This window comes from Streptomyces lacaronensis (assembly GCF_047337785.1).
Lineage (GTDB): Bacteria > Actinomycetota > Actinomycetes > Streptomycetales > Streptomycetaceae > Streptomyces > Streptomyces lycopersici.
This window is the reverse complement of the sequence record NZ_JBLHDK010000003.1, coordinates 2,675,483-2,690,457: the sequence shown is the minus strand read 5'-3', so window position 1 is coordinate 2,690,457 and position 14,975 is coordinate 2,675,483. Positions and strand designations below refer to the sequence as shown.

The 14,975-nt window shown below is 71.5% G+C and carries 12 protein-coding genes; 6 read left to right on the top strand and 6 right to left on the bottom strand.

Features of this window, described 5'->3' with window-relative positions; all coding sequences use genetic code 11:
• Positions 1-29: 29 nt before the first annotated feature.
• The 4 genes from hisG to ACMTAK_RS11220 all read left to right on the top strand — a co-directional run bounded on the left by hisG (position 30) and on the right by ACMTAK_RS11220 (position 4,181).
• Positions 30-878, top strand: a complete 849-nt coding sequence (gene hisG / locus ACMTAK_RS11235) for an ATP phosphoribosyltransferase (protein WP_137980388.1) — start codon at positions 30-32, stop codon at positions 876-878.
• Between the two features lie 57 nt (positions 879-935).
• Positions 936-1,391: a PH domain-containing protein gene (locus ACMTAK_RS11230; RefSeq protein ID WP_413806080.1), complete on the top strand. Its 456-nt coding sequence runs from the start codon at positions 936-938 to the stop codon at positions 1,389-1,391.
• Positions 1,392-1,710: 319 nt separating this feature from the next.
• A complete protein-coding gene (locus ACMTAK_RS11225; protein WP_413812858.1) occupies positions 1,711-3,075 on the top strand; it encodes a hemolysin family protein in 1,365 nt (454 codons plus the stop codon).
• A complete protein-coding gene (locus ACMTAK_RS11220) occupies positions 3,072-4,181 on the top strand; it encodes a hemolysin family protein (RefSeq protein ID WP_413806079.1) in 1,110 nt (369 codons plus the stop codon). Before ACMTAK_RS11225 ends, ACMTAK_RS11220 begins: the two co-directional genes overlap by 4 nt.
• 207 nt (positions 4,182-4,388) lie before the next feature.
• Here the strand turns inward: ACMTAK_RS11220 and ACMTAK_RS11215 are convergent, their stop codons facing one another.
• Positions 4,389-6,278 carry an AAA family ATPase gene (locus tag ACMTAK_RS11215; RefSeq protein WP_413806078.1) on the bottom strand — a complete coding sequence of 630 codons (1,890 nt, stop codon included), beginning with the start codon at positions 6,276-6,278 and terminating at the stop codon, positions 4,389-4,391.
• A gap of 399 nt (positions 6,279-6,677) precedes the next feature.
• Positions 6,678-7,307, bottom strand: coding sequence for a uridine kinase family protein (locus tag ACMTAK_RS11210; protein WP_413806077.1), 630 nt, complete (start codon positions 7,305-7,307; stop codon positions 6,678-6,680).
• Positions 7,308-7,479: 172 nt separating this feature from the next.
• Here ACMTAK_RS11210 and ACMTAK_RS11205 point away from each other — a divergent pair, with 172 nt between their 5' ends.
• A complete protein-coding gene (locus ACMTAK_RS11205; protein WP_413806076.1) occupies positions 7,480-8,895 on the top strand; it encodes a peptidase C39 family protein in 1,416 nt (471 codons plus the stop codon).
• 70 nt (positions 8,896-8,965) lie between these two features.
• Here ACMTAK_RS11205 and ACMTAK_RS11200 read toward each other — a convergent pair whose 3' ends face one another.
• Together ACMTAK_RS11200 and ACMTAK_RS11195 are read right to left on the bottom strand one after the other, a co-directional pair.
• A complete protein-coding gene (locus ACMTAK_RS11200; protein WP_413806075.1) occupies positions 8,966-9,598 on the bottom strand; it encodes an HhH-GDP family DNA glycosylase in 633 nt (210 codons plus the stop codon).
• A gap of 63 nt (positions 9,599-9,661) precedes the next feature.
• Positions 9,662-9,892 carry a helix-turn-helix domain-containing protein gene (locus tag ACMTAK_RS11195; RefSeq protein WP_413806074.1) on the bottom strand — a complete coding sequence of 77 codons (231 nt, stop codon included), beginning with the start codon at positions 9,890-9,892 and terminating at the stop codon, positions 9,662-9,664.
• A gap of 926 nt (positions 9,893-10,818) precedes the next feature.
• On the opposite strand from ACMTAK_RS11195, the gene ACMTAK_RS11190 reads away from it, so the two are divergent.
• Positions 10,819-13,095, top strand: coding sequence for a putative bifunctional diguanylate cyclase/phosphodiesterase (locus ACMTAK_RS11190; protein WP_413806073.1), 2,277 nt, complete (start codon positions 10,819-10,821; stop codon positions 13,093-13,095).
• An 84-nt stretch (positions 13,096-13,179) separates the two neighbouring features.
• On the opposite strand, the gene ACMTAK_RS11185 is transcribed toward ACMTAK_RS11190, so the two are convergent.
• Positions 13,180-13,536 carry a DUF779 domain-containing protein gene (locus ACMTAK_RS11185; RefSeq protein WP_413806072.1) on the bottom strand — a complete coding sequence of 119 codons (357 nt, stop codon included), beginning with the start codon at positions 13,534-13,536 and terminating at the stop codon, positions 13,180-13,182.
• Positions 13,537-13,670: 134 nt separating this feature from the next.
• Positions 13,671-14,873 (bottom strand): cytochrome P450, encoded by a 1,203-nt coding sequence (locus ACMTAK_RS11180; RefSeq protein WP_413806071.1) that lies wholly within the window; start codon positions 14,871-14,873, stop codon positions 13,671-13,673.
• Positions 14,874-14,975: the final 102 nt, after the last annotated feature.

The window sequence follows — 14,975 nt, the reverse complement described above, 5'->3', positions numbered from 1 at the left end:
CTACCGAGCTACCGAAGGAAAGAGCACTCATGCTGCGCATCGCCGTCCCCAACAAGGGTTCACTGTCCGAGCCTGCGTCGGCGATGCTCCATGAGGCGGGCTACCGGCAGCGCAAGGACCGCAAGGAGCTGGTCCTGGTCGACGCGGAGAACGAGGTGGAGTTCTTCTTCCTCCGCCCCCGCGACATCGCCGTCTACGTGGGCTCCGGCCGGCTCGACATCGGCATCACCGGCCGCGATCTGCTGTTGGACTCCGGCTCCCAGGCCGAGGAGATCATGCAGCTCGGCTTCGCCGGGTCCACCTTCCGCTACGCCACCCGTCCCGGCACGGCCAAGGACGTCAGCGAGTTCGGCGGGATGACCGTGGCCACCTCCTTCGCCGGACTGGTCACCAAGCACCTCGCCGACAACGGTGTGGACGCCGCCGTGGTCCACCTCGACGGCGCCGTCGAGACCGCCATCCAGCTCGGTGTCGCCGAGGTCATCGCGGATGTGGTCGAGACCGGCACCACCCTGCGCAACGCCGGGCTGGAGATCATCGGCGAGCCCATCCTGGAGTCCGAGGCGGTCGTCATCCGCCGCACCGGCGACCCCAGCGACGACCCCAAGGTCCAGCAGTTCCTCCGCCGGATGCAGGGCGTCCTGGTCGCCCGGCGCTACGTGATGATGGACTACGACATCCGGGTGGAGCAGGTGGAGCGCGCCGTGGCCCTCACCCCGGGCCTGGAGTCGCCCACCGTCTCCCCGCTGCACCACGAGGGCTGGGTCGCGGTCCGCTCGATGGTCCCCGCCAAGGACGCCCAGCGGATCATGGACGAGCTCTACGACCTGGGGGCGCGGGCCATCCTCACCACCGGCATCCACGCCTGCCGCCTCTGACGGCCCGCCCCGTCCCTGCCCCACGTCCCGTTCCCTCCCATCCGAGAGGCCGACCAGGTGTCCGCCGCCGCGCCCACCCCCGCCCTGCCCGTCACCTTCCGGCCGACCAGGACCCGGGCCGTCCTGATGACCGTCGGTGTCGCCGTCCTGGTCGTCCTCACGGCCGTCGCCCTGCTGTTGGAGCGGCTGGGGCCGGGGGAGCGGGCCAGCTTCATCCTCACCGGACTGCTCTTCTTCGGGGGGCTGATGCTGCTCAGCCGCCCCAAGGTGGTGGCCGAGGAGGGCGGTGTGACGGTGGTCAACCTCACCACCAAGCGCCGGCTGGAGTGGGCGGAGGTGCTCCGGGTCAATCTGCGCCCCGGCGACCCCTGGGTCTATCTGGACCTCGCCGACGGCACCAGCCTGCCCGCGATGGGCATCCAGCCGGGCATCGCCAAGGCGCACGCCATCAGCGACGCGCGGGCCCTGCGCGCCCTCGCCGAGCGGCACGGGACGGGCCGTACCACGGACTGAGCCACTCGGCAGGACCGCCCGGCACCAGCGGCGTTGAGCAGCCCCTTTGCGTACGCCTCCGCTCCTGCCGGGCGGGCCCCATGGACCGGCCGACGGGCGGATCGGCACTCCAACGGCGTGAGGGGCCTGCCCGTCATGCCCCATCCTTGATTACTCTGTTGCCGGGGCCGAACGATGCCCCGCCCCGCCTCTCCAGCGCGTACGCCCGCGTGCGCCCCCGGCGGGCTCCCCTGCGACCCGAGGAGTGACTCCCTCAGCAGATGGACGGATCGTCCTGTAGTACCTGCGCCGCCGCCGACCACGAGGCGGCGGCATGAGCATCACCCTTTCCCTCCTGCTGCTGTCCGCGGCACTCGTCCTGATCCTCGCCAACGGCTTCTTCGTGGCCGCCGAATTCGGCCTGGTCACCGTCGAGCGGCCGGACGCCGAGCGAGCCGCCGACGAGGGCGACAAGCGCGCCCGTACCGTCGTCGAGGCGCTGCGCGAGCTGTCCTTCCAGCTCTCCGGCACCCAGCTCGGCATCACCATCACCTCGCTGATCGTCGGCATGCTGGCCGAGCCCGCGCTCGGCCATCTGCTGACCACGCCGCTGGAGGCGGTCGGGCTGCCGCACGGCGCCGTCCCCGGTGTCGCCATCGTGCTCGGCATGCTGCTGGCGTCCGCCGTCCAGATGGTCATCGGCGAGCTGGTGCCGAAGAACTGGGCGGTCTCCCGGCCGTTGCAGGTCGCCCGCTTCGTCGCGGGCCCGCAGTACGCCTTCGCCCGCTTCTTCCGGCCCGTGATCGCCCTGCTCAACACCGTGGCCAACCGGCTGGTGCGGGCGCTGGGCGTGGAGCCCACCGAGGAGCTGGCCTCCGCCCGCACCCCCGGTGAGCTGGTCTCGCTCGCCCGCCATTCGGCGCTGGCCGGCGCGCTTGAGCAGGACACGGCCGATCTGTTCGTCCGCACCCTCTCGTTGGGCGAGCTGACCGCCCAGCATGTGATGACCCCGCGGGTGCGGGTGAGCGCGCTGCACTCCACGGCGACCGCCGTGGATGTGCTCAATCTCACCCGGGCCACCGGGCTGTCCCGCTTCCCCGTCTACCGCGACCGGCTGGACGAGGTCATCGGGATGGTGCACCTCAAGGACGCCCTCGCGGTGCCGTCCGACGACCGGCTGCGCACACCCGTCAGCCGGATCGCCCAGTCCCCGGTGCTGGTCCCCGAGACGCTGCCGGTCCAGCCGTTGCTGGAGCGGCTGCGCAGTGAGCAGCCGATAGCCGTGGTCGTCGACGAGTACGGCGGCACGGCCGGTGTGGTCACGCTGGAGGACATCGTCGAGGAGCTGGTCGGCGAGGTGCGCGACGAGCACGACGACGAGGCCGCGGAGACCCCCGACCTGGTGCAGACCCTCACCGAGGACGGCCGCACCGTATGGGACGCCGACGGCGCCTGCCGCGTCGACACCCTGCGCCGGATCGGCCTTGACACGCCCGACGGGCCGTACGAGACCGTGGCCGGGCTGGTGGCCGATCTGCTGGGGCGGATCCCCGCCCCCGGCGACATCGCCGAGCTGCCCGGCTGGAAGCTGGCCGTCCGGCAGGTCGGCCACCACCGGGCGGAACTGGTGCGCATCGTCCGTACGAGTACGCCGCCCATGCAGATGAGTGCCCCCGCCGTGGCCGGGAAGGCGGACGGACGATGAGTCTGGTACAGCTTCTCTTCGCCGTTCTGCTGGTCCTGGCCAACGGCTTCTTCGTGGGCGCCGAGTTCGCCCTGGTCTCGGTGCGCCGCAGCCAGATCGAGCCGCGCGCGGCCGAGGGCTCCGGGCGCGCCCGTACGGTGCTCACGGGCCTGGAGAACCTGCCGCAGATGATGGCGGCCGCCCAGTTCGGCATCACCGTCTGCTCGCTGACCCTCGGCGCGGTCGCCGAGCCGACCGTCGCCGAACTGCTGGAGCCGGTCTTCCACGCCGTCCATCTGCCCGAGCAGCTGATCCATCCGCTCGGCTACGCCATCGCGCTCGCCCTGGTGGTCTTCCTCCATCTGGTCATCGGCGAGATGGTGCCGAAGAACCTGGCCATGGCGGCGCCGGACAAGACCGCTCTGTGGCTCGGCCCCGGACTGGTCGCCTTCGCGCGGCTGTGCCGGCCGGTCACCGCGCTGCTGGGGGCTTGTGCCCGGCTGGTGCTGCGGCTGTTCCGGGTGGAGCCCAAGGACGAGGTCGAGGCCGTCTTCACCAGCGAGCAGCTGACCCATCTGGTCGAGGACTCCCGGCAGGCCGGGCTGCTCGACCCCGGGGAGCAGGAGCGGCTCGCGGACGCCCTGGAGCTGGGCAGCCGTCCGGTCACCGACGTCCTCCTGGACCCGGCGGGCCTGGTCACCGTGGATCCCTCGGTCACCCCCCGGCAGATCGAGGAACTGACCGTGCGCACCGGCTACTCGCGCTTCCCGGTGCGCGGCCCCGGCGGCGCCTTCATGGGCTATCTGCATGTGAAGGACGTCCTGGAGCTGGAGTTCCCGGAGCGGGCCGTGCCGCAGCGGGTCTGGCATCCGATCGAGACGCTCCGCGCGGAGCTTCCGCTGGACGACGCACTCACCGCGATGCGCCGGGCCGCCTCCCATCTGGCGGCCGTCGCCGACGCGTCGGGCAAGGTGCTGGGGCTGGTCGCCCTGGAGGACGTCCTGGAGAAGCTGGTCGGCGAGGTCCACGACCCCGCGCACCGGGGCGGGGCCCGGGACCGGGTGGCCGAGCCCAGGGGCGAGGCGGCGCCCGCGCTCTCCGAGGAGGAGCGGGCGATGGTCGGCTGACCGCGGTTGCGCCTGCGGCGGGCTTTCCCCTACCCGCCCCTTCCCACAACCGGGGCTCCGCCCCGGACCCCGCTCCTCAATCGCCGGAGGGGCTGATTTTCAGCCCGTCCGGCGATTGAGGACACGCCCGAAGGGCGTCCGGGGTCCAGGGGCGGAGCCTCCTGGTTCGGGAAGGGGCGGGTCGGGGAAAAGCCCGCCGCAGGCGCGCTACCCCAGGGGCGGGTCCTGAGGATCGCGGTACATGGGACCGCGCCCCGACAGAACCTCCCCGTACGCCTGCATCAGATCCGGCAGCCGCAGCGTGGCGAGGTCATCGCGCGTCGGGGTGCCACTCCAGCCGGACAGCCGCAGATCCCGGTAGGCGCAACTCTTCTCGTACAGCGTGCGCAGGAACCGCCCGTTCCCCAGCTCGTCGATCCAGCCCTGGTCCACCACATGGCCGCTGATGCTGCGGAGCTCCTCCACGGCCTCCTCGTCCCACACATCCCCGTTCTCCGCCGCCAGCACCTCACCGATCCGGGTGAGCTCCAGCGGCCGGTAGCTGGGGAAGTCGACGCGGGTGGTGAAGCGCGAGCCGAGGCCGGGGTTGGCGGCCAGCAGCCGGTCCATGCCCTCGGGGTAGCCGGCGAGGATCACCACGAGCCGGTCGCGGTTGTCCTCGGCCCGCTTGAGCAGCACTTGAAGCGCCTCGTCGCCGTATGCGTCGCCCTTGCTGTAGCCGGAGTTGGACAGGCTGTACGCCTCGTCGACGAAGAGCACCCCGCCGAGCGCCGAGTCGATCAGCTCATTGGCCTTCACCGCCGTCTGGCCCAGATACTCGCCGACCAGGTCGGCGCGCCCGGCCTCCACCAGATGGTCGCCGCCGAGCAGCCCGAGGGCGTAGAAGACCCGGCCGAGGATGCGGGCCACGGTGGTCTTGCCGGTGCCGGAGGGCCCGGAGAAGACGAAGTGCCGCTTGGGCGGCTGGACCGGCAGGCCCTGCCCGGCGCGCAGCCGCGCCATGTGGAGCTGCGCCGAAAGCGCCCGGACCTGCCGCTTGACCGGCTCCAGGCCGACCATGCGCTCCAGCTCCTGGAGCGCGCTCTCCAGCAGCACCGGATCGGAGGGGCCGGGCTGGGACGGCAGTCCGGCCCGGTCGCGTGTGCCGCCCGCGCCCATCACGGCGGGGCCCATCAGCGGCGGGCCCTCGGGGCCCTCGGCCGCGGCGCGCGGATCGCGGCCGTCGGCCAGCGTGTCGGCGGGGTCGGTGGCGGTGACGTCCCGGCCGTCCGTGGTGTCCTGGCCACCGGCCCCGGCCAGCGATACGGCGGCGAGGTCCGCGGGCTCGTCCAGCCCGTCGGACTCGGCTATCGCCGCCAGCCGCGCCGAGGTGTCCATGAAGGTGGAGTCGATGCGGTGCACCGCGCGGTAGAGGGGGAGCGCGGCGGCGCTGCGCCCGGTGCCCTCATGGGCGCGGGCGAGCCAGTAGCGCAGCTCCTTGCGCTGGGGCTGTTCGCTGCGACAGCGCATTAAGGCGGCGGCGAGCAGCGGTTCGGCCTGGCTGTACATCTCCAGCCGGACCCGCGCCATCCCGGCGAACAGACCGGCCTCGATGCCCAGGAACGGATCGTCCAGCAGCTGCTCGGTGTGGCGTACCAGCTGCTCCCAGTCCTTGACCAGATAGGCGCGGCAGGCGTGCAGGAAGCGGGCCTGCGGATCTGCCTCGACCGGGGGGCAGCCGGCCAGCGCCCGGTCCAGCTCGGGCACATGGCGGCCGTCGAGCCAGTGGGATGCGTGGGCGAGCAGCAGGTCCCGGCTGGTCTCCAGCACCGGCTGGACCCACCAGCCCAGCCAGTACCAGGAGTTGAGGGTGCGGCGGTGCCGGGCGCGCTGCTCGCCGAAGCGGTCGCGGTGCCGGTACATCCGCAGCAGCGCCGCCGCCGTGTCGGCCCGCAGCGCGTGCAGTCCGAGCCAGGCGTCGGCCATTCCCGGATCGAGCCGGGTGGCGGCCCGGAACTCCTCCTCGGCCTGTGCGTACGCGCCCATCGTGTAGGCATCGACGGCTCGCAGCCAGGCGAGGTCGGCCGGGGCGTGCGAACCCTGCGTGCCGAAATTCATCACGTCCCCCACAACCGCTGCCCCCGTGGATGCCGCAGGGGCGACTGCCCCTTTCGCATCGTACCTGCGCAACTCGCATGGGCCGAGGGTGCCGCACTGTTGTTCGTCGCAATCACACAAGGCCGGACGGGTGTGCGCGGGGGCGTGTAGGGGGCGCGCAAGGTCTGGGGCGGTTCGTCACCCAGGGTGACGAAATGGCCGCGCAAAGCAGTGGAAAACCGGCGCCAGACAGGACGAAGCCCCCGATCACGGGGGAACAACCGGGGGCTTCGCGTTGTGGGACGACTCGTACGAGTCGCACATTGAGAACGTAAGACCTGTATGGGCCCCAGGTCAAGCCGAGTTGGAGTACGCGTCATGCCTCGGGCGGCCGCGTCCGGTCCGGTCGGGAGCATCGGCTCACGCTGTGTGAGGCCAGGGGGTGTTTCCGTCGGTAGCCGCGGGTCCCGGTAGCACCTCATACCCCTCCTTCCGCTGCTGTACCAAGGCTCCTGCGTACGGACGGGACGGGTCGGCGGCGAAATGCGCACGCTCGGCGGGCAGCCATCCGTCCCAGAATGCGGACATCCCCGGGCCGTCCCGCAGCTGACCGCGCCGCCAGGAGTCCCGCTCGGGCAGATCCATCCACAACAGCTGCGCCAGCCGCGGACGCATCGCGCGGCGACCGCTGCCCACGCCCTCCAGCAGCACCACCGGCGCGGGGTCCAGCCGCCGCCGGGCGGTGGCGAAGCGGCGCTCCACCCAGTCGTACGGGGCGTACCGCGCCGCCGTGCCCCGGGCAAGCGGGGCGAGGACGTGGGTGTGCAGCCGCCCGGCCCAGCCGAAGAGCTCCTCATGGGTGGCGAAGTCGTCCGTGTGCAGCACGGGGGCGCCGCCGAGCGCCTCGGCCAGATGCCCGGCGAAGGTGGTCTTCCCGGAGCCCGCGTGGCCGTCCACCGCGACCAGCCGGACCGGCCCGCAGGACGGCGGCAGCGCGCACAGGCGTCGGGCCAGCGCGTCCAGGCCGCCAACCGGTCGGTAAGTTCGCATCGGGGACCACCATACGGCCCTTCGGGCCCGTTCACTCCATTGGTTCACACCAATATTGATGGCGCGGACACCGGGGGAATCACTGGCCTGAGACCACTCGCAGCGGCCATAGTTGTGCGACTGTCGCGCACCCGCCGCCCACTGGACCGGACGACGACTGGGGGAACCCCGTATGACCAGATCTGGATCCACGCCCCGCCGCTCCGTGCTCGCCGCCGCCCTCGGCGTCGCGGGCGCCGCCGCCGTCACCACGACAGCCGCCGCGGCCGCCGGAACGGCCCGCCCGGCCCCCGCCGCGGAACAAGCCTCCGGGGACGCCGCGGCCCCGGCGGGTTCGAAGGCCAAAAGGACCGCGGAGTACCACGGCTGGACCAGCCACGCCGACTGGCTGGCCGGTGCCGCCAAGGGCGTCCGCGCCGAGTCCGGCGCCCGCCCCGGCATCGTCATCTCCCGCCCGCTGGGCAGCGTGGACTACACCGATCCGCACACCGGCACCAAGGCCGCCTGGGAGTACGCCACCTGGACCTCCCCGGTGCGCACCCTCTCCGTGCCGGCGACCGAGGCCATCGTCTCCTGGAACGCCCGCACCCCGGCCGGCACCTGGGTCCAGATCGAGCTCAAGGGCACCTACACCGACGGCTCCGGGACCCCCTGGTACGTGATGGGCCGCTGGGCCTCCGACGACGGCGCCTCCTCCATCCGGCGCACGTCGGTGGACGACCAGAGCGACGACAAGAGCTCGGTGTGGACCGACACCTTCTCCATCGACGACCCGGCGAGCGGGCTGCGGCTCGCGAAGTACCAGGTGCGGCTCACCCTCCACCGCAAGCCCGGCACCACCCTCACCCCCACGGTGTGGCGGGTCGGCGCGATGGGCTCGGACGTCCCCGACCGGTTCGAGGTGCCCGCCTCCACGCCGAGCCTGGCCAAGGGGCGCGAACTCGTCGTACCGCGCTATTCGCAGGAGATCCACAAGGGCCAGTACCCGGAGTACGACAACGGCGGCGAGGCGTGGTGCAGCCCCACCTCCTCCCAGATGATCATCGAGTACTGGGGCCGCAAGCCCTCCGCGGAGGACCTCGCCTGGGTCAACCCGGACTACGCCGATCCGCAGGTCTGCCACGCCGCCCGGTCCACCTTCGACTACCAGTACGAGGGCTGCGGCAACTGGCCGTTCAACACCGCCTATGCCGCCACCTACCGCGATCTCCAGGGCCTGGTCACCCGGCTCGGCTCGCTCACCGACGCCGAGAAGCTGATCGAGGTCGGCATTCCGCTGATCACCTCGCAGTCCTTCCTCAAGACCGAGCTGGACGGCGCGGGGTACGGCACCGCGGGCCATCTGATGACCGTCATCGGCTTCACGGCGGACGGCGATGTCATCGCCAACGACCCGGCCTCGGCCAGCAACGAGGCGGTCCGCCACATCTACAAGCGGCGGCAGTGGGAGAACATCTGGCTGCGGACGAAGCGGTACAACGCCGACGGCAAGGTGGTCTCGGGCACCGGAGGCGTCTGCTACCTCTACTTCCCGGCCGAGCCCACCGCCGCCCAGCGGCGGGTGCTGAAGGAGCTCGGCATCCGCTGAGGGCGGGCCGCCACGCCCGTCGTCCCCGCGGAAGGCCGACAGCAGCAGGGGCCTTCCCGCCTGACCATGTTCACGCGGCCGCGCGCACCTCCCGCGCGGCGTCCGCGTGGAGCGCGACCCGGACCAGGGCGGCGGCCAGCCGGGGGAGGTCCTTCTCGGCCACCAGCCCCGCCAGCGCCCGCGCGCTCTTCGGCAGCCCGACCCGCTCGGCGCCGTCCAGCGCCTTGCTGTCGAAGTATGGGGCGAACTCGGGCCAGACGCCCTGCACCTCGCGCAGGAAGATGTTCACCCCGGCCGGCCCGATGCCCTTGATCTCCTGGAGCAGCTTCTTCACGTCCCCGGCCTCGCGCAGCCGCCGCAGATCGCCCCCGTACTCCCGGTTCACCAGCTCGGCCGCCTCGCCCAGCTGGCTGGAGGTCCGCTCGTCGTAACGCCGGTAGCCGCCCTCGCCCAGTGCGTCGACCCGCTGCTGCCAGGTGGCCTCCGCCATCCGCCGTGGATCGCGCATCCCGGCGTCGAAGAGGGCGCGGGCGGCGGCGACGGCGATGTCGGAACTGATCCGCGCGGACAGCAGATGTGCGAGGACCAGCAGCTGGTAGAGCGGGCCGGGGGTGTCGCGGAGCTTGATCCCGGCCTCGTCGGCGAAGGTCGTGCCCTGCTGGTCGAGCAGAGCGCTCGCCACACTCTTGTTCTTGTCGCTCATCGCTCATCCCGCCTCGTGGTGTGGTGCCGTTGCGTCGGTCACGGGTGCCCGGCGGCGTCCCGCTCACTCGGGGACGCTCCGCATGATCTTCCAAATGCGGGTGGCGACCTGGAGGTTGAGCCTGCTGTCCACATCCGCCAGATCGCATCCGCCGATCTCGCGGATGCGCTGGAGCCGGTAGGGGGCACCTCCCAGCGGTAGCTGGGGGAGCGGCGTCGAGCGGTGCGCCGTACAGCCCGTCCGGCGCATGCGGCCCGCGCAGGCCATCCCGCTCATGCGGCCCGTGCGGCTCATGTGGTCCGTCCCGCTCGCGCAGCCCGAAGGCCCAGCCCCGGGCCCGCCGGGGGAACCGCACCGGCCCGTCCCGTCCGGCCAGCTCCCTCACCTGTGTGTCCAGGGCCTCGGTGGCCCGCTGACCGTCGTACGGACAGCGGACCAGGCGCTCGCCGAGCCGTAGGCAGCCCGCCTCGGCGCGGCCGGTGCCGACCGTGCTGACCTGGGCCATCGCCCGGCGCGGCAGCAGATCCTGGGCGAGACCTGGTGGGGCCATGGGGTCACTCCGTGCGTCCTTATGTGTTCCGTGCGCCGTGCCTCCTTGCGGAGATCCAGCGGTCGAGTACCCCTATTCATGGCAAATCACCGTATGAGGGCAAAAGGCTGCACGGATTTCGATCCGCGGGGTGCGGGGGCGGGCGTGCGGGCCGGGGTCGTCGCTGCCTCGGCCGCGGAGAACCCGGTGTGACGTTCAAGCGCGGCGGACGTGATGGATTTCCTCATTCGACTGCTCACGCCCGGGGTTGGCGCGCCGTCAGAACGGGGCTCCCGAACGGGTTTCGCCGAGGCGCTTTCAAAGGGCCGTCCTGTGGAGGGCCGAGGTCAGCGCGGGGTTCGGGCCACTGGCAGATGACTCTGGCAGGTGCTCGACGATCCCCGGCGGCGCCCGTCTCCATGATCGGATCCGGATTGAAGTTTTCCGTTTTTCCTTTCCTCATCGAACGGTTGATCAGTAATCTCGCCTCAGCAGCGGGTTGCCGTGCCGCTCTTCGTCGTGCTCCACTTCCCCGAGGACGCGGACGACCCGAGGGCGGCCCCGGAAGCCGGAAGAGGGCGAAGGAAGTGCAGGACGTGGACTGGCGGCCGGAGGGTATCGACGCCGCAGGCGAGGACGCGGCAGGCTACAGGGACCCAGCCCATGGCGGCTGCCCCGGGGAGCGCACGATATGACTTCCGAATCGGGCGGGCCGAGATGTGACCGCGACGCCAGGGACGCCGCCGGACACCCCGCCCCCAGGGAGAACGATCCGCTGAGGCGATTCGCGGGCATCTGGTGCCGGGCGGTCCACCCACTGGCCGCCACCACGATGACCCCCGAGGAGTTCGAGGGCTATCTGCTGCCGCTGGCCCACCGGTTGAGCGCCGCCCTGCGCTCCTCCCCTTTCGACACCGAGACCGCGTACGAGGTCGGGGCCGCGCTGGTGGACGCCCAGTGCACCGAGCCCGACGCGCTGCCCGCCATCCTGGGCGTCATCGACGCACATCTGGTGTCCTGCTCGTCGCCCGGAGCGAACTTCTCCCCGCCGTCCGGTGAATCGTTCCCCGGGCCATCCAGTGAATCGTTCCCGGACCCGTCCGACGAGCCCTCCCACGAGCCCCTGGCCGACGAGGAGGCGCGGGCCCGCTGTGTGCGGCTCCAGCACGCCCTCGCCGCCGGGTTCGTCCGCGAGCTGCGCGAGCGCGAGCGCGATGAGCAGGAGGCCATCTCGCGGGCCGCGATGGTCGCCCGGACCGAGGCCGAGAAGGCGCTGCACGCCAGCGAGGCCAAGTTCCAGGCCGTCTTCGAGGGCGCGGTCATCGGCGTGGGTATCGCCGGACTCGACGGCGAGGTGCTCGTCGTCAACGACGCCATGGCCCGGATGTTCGGCGGGATGGACTTCTTCCGCCCCGGCCGCAACGTCACCGAGTTCGTCCACCCCGACGACGTCCCCGGCGCCCATGAGCTCTACCGCGAACTGGTCAACGGGGAGCGCGACCACTTCCGCATCGAGAAGCCGCACTACCGCGACGACGGCAGCGAGCTGTGGACCAATCTGACGGTCACCCTGCTGCGCGACTCCAGCGGCGCTCCCCAGTACCAGCTCGCCCTTGCCGAGGACATCACCGAGCACCGGCTGCTCCGGGAGCGGCTGCGCTACGAGGCCACCCACGACGAGCTGACCGGACTGCCCAACCGCACCCTGTTCCTGGAGCGGCTGGAACAGGTGCTGGCCGCCGACGCCGACGCCGAGCGGTTCGGCGTGTGCTACCTGGACCTGGACGGCTTCAAGGCCGTCAACGACAGCCTCGGGCACGCCGTCGGCGACCGGATGCTCAAGACCGTGGCCGAACGCCTCCAGCGCTGTGTGAAGGCTCCCGCCGAGCTGCTCGCCCGCGTCGGCGGCGATGAGTTCCTCGCCCTGGTCACCGGCCCCGCGGCGCAGGCAGACGGCGCCGGACTGGCCCGCCGGATGCTGGCCGCGCTCGCCGAACCCGTCCGGATCGAGGGCCGTGAGCTGCGGGTACGGGCCAGTATCGGCGTGGTCGACGGCCGGGCCGGGGAGATCGGCCGGGCCGAGGTGCTGCGCAGCGCCGACATCACCATGTACCGGGCCAAGGCCGCGGGCGGCAACCGCTTCGAGATCGCCGACGCCGACTCCAACGCCCGGGTGATCGCCCGTCACAGCCTCACCAACGGGCTGCCGTCCGCCCTGGAGAAGGGCGAGTTCTTCATCGAGTACCAGCCGCTGGTACGGCTCACCGACGGCACCGTGCGCGGCGCCGAGGCGCTCGTACGCTGGCTGCACCCGCTGCACGGAGTGCTCGGCCCCGACCAGTTCATCCCGCTCGCCGAGGGCACCGGGCTGATCGTCCCGCTCGGCCGCTGGGTCCTGGAGCAGGCCGCCCGGCAGGCGCGCGAGTGGCGTGACGCCGCCGAGGACGACGAGTCGCTGCGCGTCAACGTCAACCTCTCGCCGTGCCAGCTGAGCCATCCCACGCTGGTCTCCGACACGGTGGCGGTCCTGGAGAACGCCGGACTGTGCCCCAGCGCGCTGTGCCTGGAGGTCACCGAGAACGACCTCATCGGCGCCGACGAGACCGCCCTGCGGCCGCTGCGGCAACTCGCCGACCTCGGCGTGGACATCGCCCTGGACGACTTCGGCACCGGCTACTCCAACCTGTCGTATCTGCGCCGGCTCCCGGTCTCCCAGCTCAAACTGGACCGTTCCTTCACCCGGGGCATGCAGCGGGCCCCGGCCGATCCGGTCGACGTCAAGATCGTCGAGGGGATCGTCTCGCTCGCGCACACGCTGGACCTCGCGGTGACGGTCGAGGGCGTGGAGACGGCCGTACAGGCCGAGCATCTGCGGGGGCTGGGCTGTGACACCGCGCAGGGGTGGTACTACGCACGGCCGGGCCCGCCCGAGCGGCTGCACACTCTGGCGATGGCCGACGCGAGCTGAGAGCGCGGCCGACTGAGGGCGCTAGGAGGTGGTGTTCACCCCCTCGTGCCCATCCGACGGCCCGCCGCGCCCAACTCGCCGCGCTCAGCCGGCGGTGTCGTCCAGCAGCCGTGAGCGGATCAGGAAGCGCACGCCCTCCGGCGCCTCCAGGGAGAAGCCGCTGCCGCGGCCCGGCACCACGTCCACCGTGAGATGCGTATGGGCCCACAGCTCGAACTGCGAGGCCGACATCCAGAACCCCACCGGCTCCTCGACCCCGTCCACCTCCAGCTCCCCGAGCAGTACGTCCGATCCACCCGTACGGAACTCGCCGAGCGGATAGCACATCGGCGCGCTGCCGTCACAGCAGCCGCCCGACTGGTGGAACATCAGCGGCCCGTGATCCACCCGCAGCTTGCGGATCAGCTCAGCCGCGGCCGGTGTCAGCGCGATACGGTCCATGGGCGATCCCTCTCCGTCATGCTGGTCATGCTCACCGAGCGGTCAGAGGTCCGGCCCAGCGAACCCCCCGCCACGTTGCGAGAACGTTGCCCTCACCACGCTTCCCTCACCACGTCGCCATCACGGCGTTGCCCTCACCATGTCACCGGCAGCTCGCGCAGCCCATAGGTGTTCTTGTCCGTACGGACGTGGATTTCCTCGAACGGAACGGCCGGCCGCAGGGCGGGGAACCGGTCGAAGAGCCTGGCGTACGAGCAGCGCATCAGCGAGCGGGCGAGCTGCTGCCCGAGGCACTGGTGAATGCCGTGGCCGAACGCGGCATGGTGGGCCGCCGGACGGGCGACGTCCAGGGTGTCGGGCGCCGCGAAGTGCTCCGGATCTCGATTGACCGCGGGCAGCGCGAGGGTGACCGAGTCCCCAGCCCTGATCAGGTCGTCGCCGACCTGGACATCCTCCAAGGCGGTGCGGATGGGCCCGAAGTGGGTGACGGTGACATAGCGCAGCAACTCCTCCACGGCGGAGTCCATCACGGCCGGGTCGGCCCGCAGCGCGTCCAGCTGCCCGGGGTTCCGCATCAGCGCGAGGGCGCCGAGGGCGAGGGTGTTGCCGGTCGACTCGAAGCCGGCGGTGAGGATGACCATGCCGATCGTCGCGGCCTCGTCCTCCGGCAGATCGGGCTCGGCGGCCAGATGCCCCAGGAGATCCTCCGCCGTCCCGGTCTTCTTCCGCCCGATCAGCTCACGGAACCGCTCGTGGATCGCCTGCGTGGCGCGGGTGATCTCCTCGGCGCCGGAGTCGAGTTCGAACAGCGCCGCCGATTCCTTCCGGAACCGTTCACGGGCCTCGTCCGGCACGCCCAGCAACTCCGTGAGGAGGTCGAGTGACATCGGCATGGCGAAGTCGGCCACGAGGTCGGCCGGTGGCCCCTGCCGCTCCATCGCCGCCAGCCGCGCGTCGGCCAGTTGCTCGATCCTCGGAACCAGCCGGTCCATGCGGCGCACGGTGAAGTGGCGGGTGAGCAGCCGACGGTAGCGCGTGTGCTCGGGCGGGTCCATGCGATGGAAGACACCGGGCGGTACCGCACGCCGCGACTGCTCGGCCTCGGAGGAAATCGCCACCGGCATACGGGCCAGGTCGGCCCGGTTGCTGAATCGGCTGTCGCCGAGCACCAGCCGAGCGGCCGAATATCCGGTGACCAGCCATCCCAGATGGCCGTCGGAATAGTGCATACGGCTCAACGGGCCCTGTTCACTGAGCCGCAGGAGTTCGGTGGGCAGTTCGAACGGACACCGACGCGTGGTGGGCACACCGGTGGGAATCGGAAGAGCGTCCGTCATCGTATCTTCCTCTATGTCCGGATCACGAGTCTTCGTGACCTTGTTCGCGGGAAGGGAAATTTCTGAGTGGCAGGATGGTGCCATTCGGCCCCCCAAGCCTGC

Bases quoted from the DNA above. Each gene is read 5' to 3' on its own strand.
- ACMTAK_RS11185 (WP_413806072.1), bottom strand. From the start codon at position 13,536: ATGGACCGTATCGCGCTGACACCGGCCGCGGCTGAGCTGATCCGCAAG.
- ACMTAK_RS11190 (WP_413806073.1), top strand. From the start codon at position 10,819: ATGACTTCCGAATCGGGCGGGCCGAGATGTGACCGCGACGCCAGGGAC.
- ACMTAK_RS11195 (WP_413806074.1), bottom strand. From the start codon at position 9,892: ATGAGCCGCACGGGCCGCATGAGCGGGATGGCCTGCGCGGGCCGCATG.
- ACMTAK_RS11180 (WP_413806071.1), bottom strand. From the start codon at position 14,873: ATGACGGACGCTCTTCCGATTCCCACCGGTGTGCCCACCACGCGTCGG.
- ACMTAK_RS11200 (WP_413806075.1), bottom strand. From the start codon at position 9,598: ATGAGCGACAAGAACAAGAGTGTGGCGAGCGCTCTGCTCGACCAGCAG.
- ACMTAK_RS11215 (WP_413806078.1), bottom strand. From the start codon at position 6,278: ATGAATTTCGGCACGCAGGGTTCGCACGCCCCGGCCGACCTCGCCTGG.
- ACMTAK_RS11210 (WP_413806077.1), bottom strand. From the start codon at position 7,307: ATGCGAACTTACCGACCGGTTGGCGGCCTGGACGCGCTGGCCCGACGC.
- ACMTAK_RS11205 (WP_413806076.1), top strand. From the start codon at position 7,480: ATGACCAGATCTGGATCCACGCCCCGCCGCTCCGTGCTCGCCGCCGCC.
- hisG (WP_137980388.1), top strand. From the start codon at position 30: ATGCTGCGCATCGCCGTCCCCAACAAGGGTTCACTGTCCGAGCCTGCG.
- ACMTAK_RS11220 (WP_413806079.1), top strand. From the start codon at position 3,072: ATGAGTCTGGTACAGCTTCTCTTCGCCGTTCTGCTGGTCCTGGCCAAC.